The sequence below is a fragment of the Deltaproteobacteria bacterium genome (genome assembly GCA_016931625.1).
GTDB lineage: Bacteria > Myxococcota > XYA12-FULL-58-9 > XYA12-FULL-58-9 > JAFGEK01 > JAFGEK01.
Map to the genome: position 1 here is coordinate 36836 of JAFGEK010000094.1, position 8168 is coordinate 45003.

Sequence of the window (8168 nt, forward strand, 5' to 3'; positions counted from 1 at the left end):
GGCTTAACCAGAATGAGAAAATTGAGATTTTCTCTTATGTTTAATAAACAGAAGATTTCTAGCTAAAAAGTTCCCGTTTTTTGCAGCTGATGCGACCAAAGTAGCTGTTAACCATTTGTGCTGTTATGATTTTGAATTAAACATGGCAGCTTTAACAACGGAGGTTGTTACATGCAGCGCCGTCCTTATTTTTTTGGCATTTTATTGTTTGCTTGTAGTCTGCTTATTTTGGTTGTTGGAGGTGTTGCGCCTGTAACAACTAAAGCCCAGGTAAAAAAAGCAGTTGTTAAACAACCTATTAGCCCAGCTACGGTTTACAATAATGCCCAAGAAAAACTAGGTACACTACGGCGGATCACACTGCCGCAACCCAAAGGTGTACTAAAAGGCGAAGATAAAACGCTATCGCCATATTTTGTGGTGAAGAGTGATGGTGATGAAACCGAGCGTTTGCCCCTAAAAGAAACAAGCGCTGCAGTAAATATTGCTGGTGTTATTGCCCAGGTAAAAGTTCGACAAGTTTTTGAGAATGCTGGCGATCGACCAATTGAAGCAATTTATGTATTTCCGGGTTCAACGCGAGCCGCTGTACACGGCATGCGCATGCGCATTGGTGAGCGCACCATTGAAGCCAAAATTGAGCAAAAAGTAAAAGCTAGGGCTGAATACGAACAAGCAAAACGTCAAGGCAAACGTGCTTCGCTGTTAGAGCAAGAGAGGCCCAACGTGTTTACTATGAATGTTGCCAATATTATGCCACGCGACCTTATTGAAGTTGAACTTGATTATTCTGAATTGCTAGTGCCGGATAATGCTATTTATGAATTTGTTTATCCAACCGTGGTTGGTCCTCGGTTTGGTGGTGGTGCAGACCCCCAAAAAGATAAATGGATTGCAAACCCCTACTTAACTGAAGGCCAAAAAGAGCCTTATAAATTTTCATTAAAAGTTCATCTTGAAACCGGGATCCCATTAAAAGAAATAAACTCGCCTTCACATAAGCTTAACGTGGATTATCGCTCACCAGCTAGTGCCGATGTTGGCTTAGCTGAGGCTGGCGGTGGTAATAAAGATTTTGTATTGCGCTATCGCTTGGCTGGTAACAAGATTGAAACCGGGGTGTTGATTTACGAAAATGATGACGAGCGTTTTTTCTTGCTGATGCTTGAACCCCCGGTACGACCGACAAATTCGCAGATACCATCACGAGAATATATTTTCTTACTTGATGTCTCAGGTTCTATGCGTGGCTTTCCGCTAAATACCACCAAAGAATTAATGCGTCATTTATTAGGGGCTTTGCGACCAAGCGATTATTTCAATGTGGTATTATTTGCAGGTGCCTCAGCGGTTATGAATCCACAAGGTTCATTAGCGGCAACACGCAACAATATTAATCAAGCAATGACTATGATTGACCGTCAGCGTGGCGGAGGAGGTACCCAGCTCTTGGCAGGTTTGCAAGCTGCCTATGGGGTGCCCAAGCGACGCTCAGATATTGCCCGAAGCGTCGTGGTGGTTACCGATGGCTATGTTGGGGTTGAAGGTAAAGCTTTTAAAATTGTGCATGATCGTCTTAATGAAGCCAATTTGTTTGCTTTTGGGATTGGCTCGTCAGTTAATCGCGGTTTAATCGAAACAATGGCACGTGCGGGTCTGGGTGAACCATTTGTTGTACTGCGACCTGACGCAGCTGCCGAACAAGCCGCCAAGTTGCAAGAGTATATACAATTTCCGGTGTTAACTTCGATTTCGGTGCAGGCTAACGGCATTGATGCGCGTGAAATGGCGCCAATGAAAATACCAGATTTATTTGCCCGCCGTCCATTGATTGTATTTGGAAAACTTGCAGGCAGCAGCAGTGGCTCGCTTGAAGTGCGCGGTATTAGCGGTAATGGTAAACGTTTACGTCAACATATAGCAGTTTCAAGTTCAGCAAATAAGCCAGAAAATTCAGCCTTGCGTTATCTTTGGGCACGCAAATGGGTAGAAATGCTTGATGATCAAATGGCGATGAATCCCGCCCCCGAAATTGAAGCGGCAATTACTGATTTGGGCTTATCCTACAACTTATTAACAAGTTTTACTTCTTTTATAGCGATCGATTCAGAAGTGGTCAATAGAAGTGGCATAACCGAAAAGGTTAACCAACCACTGCCATTACCTGAAGGGGTAAGCAATTCAGCAGTGGGTGGTATGGGTTCAATAGGCAAGGGTGCCGCATTATCCGGTGGTAGAGGGGGCCATATTACAAAGCTTAAATCTGAAGAGCGGGTAGACAGAAAAGTTAAATTTGCGGCTAAAAGACCAGAAGCACCAATGCCGAGCACTCCACCACCGGCACTTTCGGCACCAGCAACTGCATCTGCACCAATGGAAATGGAAGCAAGCACTGATTTATCAGATGATTCAACGATGGATATGGTGAAATCAAGACAAGCAGGTGGCAGTGGTAGTAGTGTTGATCGCGATAAGAATAAACGAGAATCTGCCAACCATACGGTGCGAGTAGTTAGTAGTAAAGTTCAAACATTAGCGAATGCCGCAGAGTTAAAGAGTATGCTGCTGATTACCCTTGAACACAGTAAGTGCACCCTGAAAACTCGGTTAACTATCGTAATTATGGTTGATGCTAATGGCGTGATTGTTGCGGTACAAATAAAAGAGTCACACGGCCAAGAGTTTGCAGCATGCTTACGCAAAATTCTTATGGGCAAAGCTACAGGTGCTAAAGCTCAAGGGTCAAATATTGGGCATTTGCTGATGGAGGTTGAACCTGCAAAATAATTTAGCGCTATGCGTTATAGCGGTTAACCGTAAATAACAATATATTTATCGAGAAGCTGAGTTAAATAATCAGCTTCTCGATTTTTTTATCTAGAATTTGTCCGAGTTTTTGCTTCTTAGCCGCTAGTGGATCTAACATAGACGAACTTGTTGCTACGATTTTTGATTCAAGTAAAATACTATTAAAGAAAGGAGTGACATCGTGATCGCAAACCAGCATTGGTCATTATGCCTACTAGCAGGGATGTTACTTAGCTGTAGTGGTGTATCAGAAGAGCGTGTAGCAGCACTTGAAGAACAACTTGCAGCGCTAAAACAACAACAATCAACAAATGCCGATGGCAGCACTCAGGTGCGCGAAGATGTCACTAAACAGATTAGTTCGGTTCAAGAGAGCCAAAAAAATCTCGAAGCAACACTTGAAACAATAAGTCGTGAATTGGCAAAAGTCGTAGCCCAGAAAAATGAGCCTAAAGCTAAAGCAAAACCAGCCCCCACGACAAATTCATGGGCTTTAACTGCTCTAGTGTTAGGTTTAAAACCCAATGGCAATGTAAATGTTGAAGGTGATAATTATAGCGTTAATCGTCAGTGGCTAATTGAAGAGTTGCGTTTTGCTTTAGCTAAAAAGCAGGTGCCTAAACTAACATTTGACCGCAAAAATCAAGGGGTGGCTTTACGAGGAGTTAAGCCAAAAAGCCTTTTTACTATGTTAGGCGCAAAAAATAATGATGTTATTATGGCTATTGGCGGGCAGAATACCTCAAGTGTACAAGAAATAATGGACGCATTAAAACAAACTCAATCGCCAGTGGTGATTAAGATCAAACGTAAAGGAAAAGAATTGCAGCAGCAGTATATTTTAGTTGATTAAAGTGGTAATTTTCAGTTTTAAAGTTTTTTTGAGATGGACAATACGTTAAATGATACTACTTTGGTGTATAGTGGATGTATTTAAACAGACTACGCGATAAGAAAAAATATAGCGATGGTTGACGAGCAGAAGTCCACGGTGCGACAACATCGCGTCGATCTAAATATCAAGATCGATATGAAGTACCCTGATCGCGATACCTTTATTGATCGCTTCGCCCCTAATATTTCTAGTACCGGCATTTTTATTCGCGCAGATGTTCCAGCAGCGATTGGTAGTCGTATACATTTTGATTGTCGCCTTGCTAATGGTACGCGTATTTTACGTGGTTTGGGGATTGTTCGTTGGGTTCGTACAGCAGCAGAAGCTAAGCAGATTGGTACTACTCCTGGTATGGGGGTTGATTTTGTCGATCTCGATGCTGATAGTGAGCAATTAATAAATCTGATAGTAACTATTTATGGTGAAGGCAAATTAGCACCCAAACGGGCTAAGCCTGCTCAACGTCAATCATCTTCAGTTCAAAAGCACAGCAATTATACAGCGACGCCGTTTGATCATAGCGCCGCAGAACTTGAACACGATGAAGCTAATGCGCTTGATGCTTTACTTGGCAGCAGCTTTGGCGAGGAAATCAAAAAAGCAGATGAAATTCAGAGCGCAGCCGAATTTAAATTTGAGTTAGAAACAAAACCAGAAACTCAGCTAGATATAGAATCAGAAACACAAGCACCGCAATTAGAAGCTAAAGAAGAAGAAGAAGAAGAAGAAGTAGAAGAAGTAGAACAAGAACAAGAGATATCAGAGCCAGGAATAGAAGTAGAATTAGGTGAAGATATTGAGACAGAAACAAGAGAAGCAACCAAAGCAGAAACAGTTTTTAATCAAGAATTAGGGCAGGAACTAGAGCCAGACTTAAAACCTGAGCCAGAAACAGAGCCGGAATCAGGGTCAGAAATAGAATCCGAAACAGAGTTAGAAACAGAACCCGAATCAGAGTCGGAGCCAGAGTTAGAGCCAGAGCAAGTTTTGAATCTAGAGTTAGAGTCCGAACCAGAGCCAAAACCAGAGCCAGAATCAAACTTAAAACTAGAATCAAAACCCGAATCAGTAGTCGAAGCAACACCTGACTCAGAATCTGTTGTTGAACTAACCGCACAAGAAGAAAAAGGACAAGAAACCACAGCAAAAGATATAACTGAATCTGAAGCCACATCGAATTTACCTTCAGCAGCGGAACATGAAGAAGCTATTGAATCTCAAGATGCAGCAACAGTAGATTTAAAAAAAGAACCCGAGTTAGAACCAGAATCGACTGCTATAGATGATACTTCATTTGAACCAGAGGCTGCAGCAAGTGCATTAACTGACAGCGCATCACAGCCAGAATCAGAACTAGAACCAGAACTCGAATCACAACCAGAACCAGCACTAGAGTCACAATCGGAACTAGAACCACCACAATCAGAAATAGGATCAGAAGCAGCAGAAACATCTTTTGAGGGTGATGCAGAACAACAACCTGAAAGCCAAGTGATTGATAGGCCTATATTACAAGCAGTTTCAAATCAGATTAATTACTGCACGCAGCTTGTTTTAGTTGATGAAAATGAACAACCCGTTGGTGAAGTTCTACAAACTCTACCTACCACAGCAGAGCGACTAGCTACAGAATCAATATCAGCAGCAGACGCCGAACTTATTTGTGATTTGGCTTCAAGTCGCTGGCGTTGCGCTTTGGTTCAAAAAGGCGCTGATTTTGCAAACTATGGTGATAGTATTGCGGTGCTTGCCGGAGCAGGTGATAAAGCAATAGAATTGCCATCGCCCCTAAGTTGGCTGGTGGCACCGTGGCCAGCTTCGCGAGCACGAGTGTTAGCTCGTCGATTGGGACTGCAACTGATAGACGATGATAGTGGCTTTCCGGCGGTGCGCTGGCATGATTTTATCTTATCGAGCGGGGTAATAATACATAACGCACTCGAGCAAGTGCTTAGTGCCTGTGCTTTTAAAGTAATGCCACAACAAGCGCGATTAATTATGCCAAGCTCAACTAGCGCAGCAGCCAAACGTTTAGTGTTACGGCGATTAGCCGGTTTAGGATTAAGTCGTTGCGAGGTTATTGCTGCGCCTAATACCATCTTAAATTGTGTTTCAACCATTAAAACTTCCAAGGTATTAGTGGTTGAGGTGCTTGCTTTTGAAACTCGTCTAACTTTGTTAGATGCAGATGCTAAAAGCATTGCTAATGCCACTTCAGTAGCGGCTAGCTATGTTTGTGCCGATGCAGCACTTGCCTCTAGTTGGGCATCATTATTACCACCGGTAGTACTAGAAAAAGCCGAATCATGGCAAAGCACTTTAATTACAAGTGCTCGTAAAGCGCGTCACTTTAAACCTCAGGGACCATGGCGTTTAAACACTGGTGCACAATCAATAATAATTGCATCATCATTAGCAAATAAAGCTTATGCGACATTAAGTGAGAACTTAGCTTTAACCTGTGAGTTAGTCACAAGCGCCTACGGTGTAGACAGTAGTGAATTAACAGTAATTGTAGCTCCAGAAGAACCACTGTGGATGGGACTGTCTGATACTTTTAATGATGTATTTGGTCATGAACCAATAGTGCTTGATGCTGATCCTTGGTTGCGTTTGCGAGGCTTGAAAGCAAAGTAATTAACATGAAATTATTAATGGGTAACGAACTTTATACTGAAGTTATCCAAGATAAATTATTACATGCTCGCGAGTCAGTATGGATAGCTACAGCCAATGTAAAAGCAATGATGGTAAAAATGGAGAAGGGCAGTGATAGATTTGTCCCTATTGTTGAGGTGTTTACTAAGTTAGCTCAAAATAAAGTTGAGTTACGTTTGTTGCATGCTGAGTTACCTTCGCGCCCATTTCGAGCTGCTTTTGATAAACAACAAGGTTTGGTGCAAGGAGGACTACAGCTTAAAGTGTGCCCAAGGGTTCATTTTAAATGTGTAATTGTTGATGGCGGTTTTTTATATCTCGGCAGTGCTAACCTTACTGGTGCAGGTCTTGGCGCAAAAAGTGACAACCGACGAAATTTTGAAATCGGGACGACATCAGAGGATTTTACCGTCATCGATAACGTTTGCGCTATGTTTAATGAAATTTGGACCGGTAAAAAGTGTGCCGATTGCCAGCGGCGCAATGTTTGTCCAGATCCTATTGGTAAACCAGAAGCTTACACAAAACTAAGAACAAGAAAGCAAAAAAGACGTCGGCACAGCGTTGTGGCGATATGGAAAAGCTAGAACGAACGTCGTTTTTGGTAGACAGACAATCCTTCATGAAAAGCTAATGAAGCCATGGTGAATAACCATGGCCAAAAGCGTGCCATAAAAGCTTAAACTCTAAAGTTACATGTTAGCGTTGGTGAAGTATTATTTTGGAGGAGGTATTGACAATGCAATTGCTGTTTCAATTAATTGCAGAGTTGCTTCTACCTCATTAATTAATGCCGCTGGATTAGGTAATGCTTCTTGGTATTGCGATATCTCTTGCTTAAATTTTTCAACATTTGCTTTGGCTAGTTTTAGAGATTGTTGAGTTTTGTATATTTTGCCAATATTTTGCTGTGCTTGATAATCAATGCATTGTTGAGCAATTTCTGCTAAGCCCATAATACATATCATTAAGTTAGTTGCAGCAGCCTCGTCTTGGGGATTGAGCATTTTTATTTGCTCTTGACGATTTTTTGCAGCTTTTCTTATGGTGATGGCACTATTTTGGCATAAAACAGAAATTGCTAGCAGCGACTGAGAAATTTCTTCAGGTTTTTTTCAAAAAGCAATGCCATGGTAGATTCATAATGACTTGTTAGAATGCTTTCAGTTATTGCATTAAGAGGTAACTTGTTGCCTTGTAGCAAAAATTGATTTCTAATTTTTAAAGCTGCTTTATAATATCCTCGTTCAACCAGGGCGGTAATTAGTTGGCAAGCTTTGTTTGTATCATTATCGCCGCAGCATGATTGTGCCTTTTCAACTTTTGCTGGAATTTCGGTACCTTTATTGTCGACTTTTACGCCAGGATGAGGGCATTTTGCCACAACCAAATCCAATAGATATCCCGCTTCATCATTAGTTATTTCTTTTTTTTCTGTTCCTGCTTTGGCTTTAACCTTACCCTCTATGAACTTAAAATCACCATCAATCGCTATATCAATGTCTTGGCATACTTTAAATTGCGTTACCTTTGGTTCAGTCATTTTGACCCTCTAAAATCAGTACTATTCATGCATTCAAATAATGATTTAATTGTTTATCGGTATTTTGCTCTATTGGTAAGTAAAAAAAGATCCTAAAGCAAAAAGTTATATCCTTAAAAAAGGCAATTTATCTGAAAACAGTTTAAAATTGACGCAACTTTTTTTTATTGTTTACGAAAGGGTGCAAGATCAAAAATTGCTTTTCTTGAGAGAATGATAGAGACGATTTCGAATAAGCTCTCACTTAAAATTCCCTATTCCCTA

General features: G+C 41.3%; 6 protein-coding genes. 4 read left to right on the plus strand and 2 right to left on the minus strand.

What is annotated here, in order from left to right; genetic code table 11:
• Nucleotides 1-171 precede the first annotated feature (171 nt).
• The 4 genes from JW841_08660 to JW841_08675 all read left to right on the plus strand — a co-directional run bounded on the left by JW841_08660 (nt 172) and on the right by JW841_08675 (nt 6948).
• A complete protein-coding gene (locus tag JW841_08660; GenBank protein MBN1961005.1) occupies nt 172-2787 on the plus strand; it encodes a VWA domain-containing protein in 2616 nt (871 codons plus the stop codon).
• Between the two features lie 202 nt (nt 2788-2989).
• The gene (locus JW841_08665; protein ID MBN1961006.1) at nt 2990-3661 is read left to right on the plus strand and encodes a hypothetical protein; all 672 of its coding nucleotides are present in this window, start codon (nt 2990-2992) and stop codon (nt 3659-3661) included.
• Between the two features lie 138 nt (nt 3662-3799).
• Nucleotides 3800-6340: a TIGR02266 family protein gene (locus JW841_08670; GenBank protein MBN1961007.1), complete on the plus strand. Its 2541-nt coding sequence runs from the start codon at nt 3800-3802 to the stop codon at nt 6338-6340.
• 5 nt (nt 6341-6345) lie between these two features.
• Nucleotides 6346-6948 carry a phospholipase gene (locus JW841_08675; protein ID MBN1961008.1) on the plus strand — a complete coding sequence of 201 codons (603 nt, stop codon included), beginning with the start codon at nt 6346-6348 and terminating at the stop codon, nt 6946-6948.
• Between the two features lie 129 nt (nt 6949-7077).
• On the opposite strand, the gene JW841_08680 is transcribed toward JW841_08675, so the two are convergent.
• Both JW841_08680 and JW841_08685 read right to left on the minus strand, forming a co-directional pair.
• The gene (locus JW841_08680; GenBank protein ID MBN1961009.1) at nt 7078-7368 is read right to left on the minus strand and encodes a hypothetical protein; all 291 of its coding nucleotides are present in this window, start codon (nt 7366-7368) and stop codon (nt 7078-7080) included.
• A 74-nt stretch (nt 7369-7442) separates the two neighbouring features.
• The gene (locus JW841_08685; protein MBN1961010.1) at nt 7443-7904 is read right to left on the minus strand and encodes a hypothetical protein; all 462 of its coding nucleotides are present in this window, start codon (nt 7902-7904) and stop codon (nt 7443-7445) included.
• Between the last annotated feature and the right edge of the window lie 264 nt (nt 7905-8168).

Coding starts and splice junctions, on each gene's coding strand:
- JW841_08660 (MBN1961005.1), top strand. CDS start 172: ATGCAGCGCCGTCCTTATTTTTTTGGCATTTTATTGTTTGCTTGTAGT.
- JW841_08675 (MBN1961008.1), top strand. CDS start 6,346: ATGAAATTATTAATGGGTAACGAACTTTATACTGAAGTTATCCAAGAT.
- JW841_08680 (MBN1961009.1), bottom strand. CDS start 7,368: ATGCTCAATCCCCAAGACGAGGCTGCTGCAACTAACTTAATGATATGT.
- JW841_08685 (MBN1961010.1), bottom strand. CDS start 7,904: ATGACTGAACCAAAGGTAACGCAATTTAAAGTATGCCAAGACATTGAT.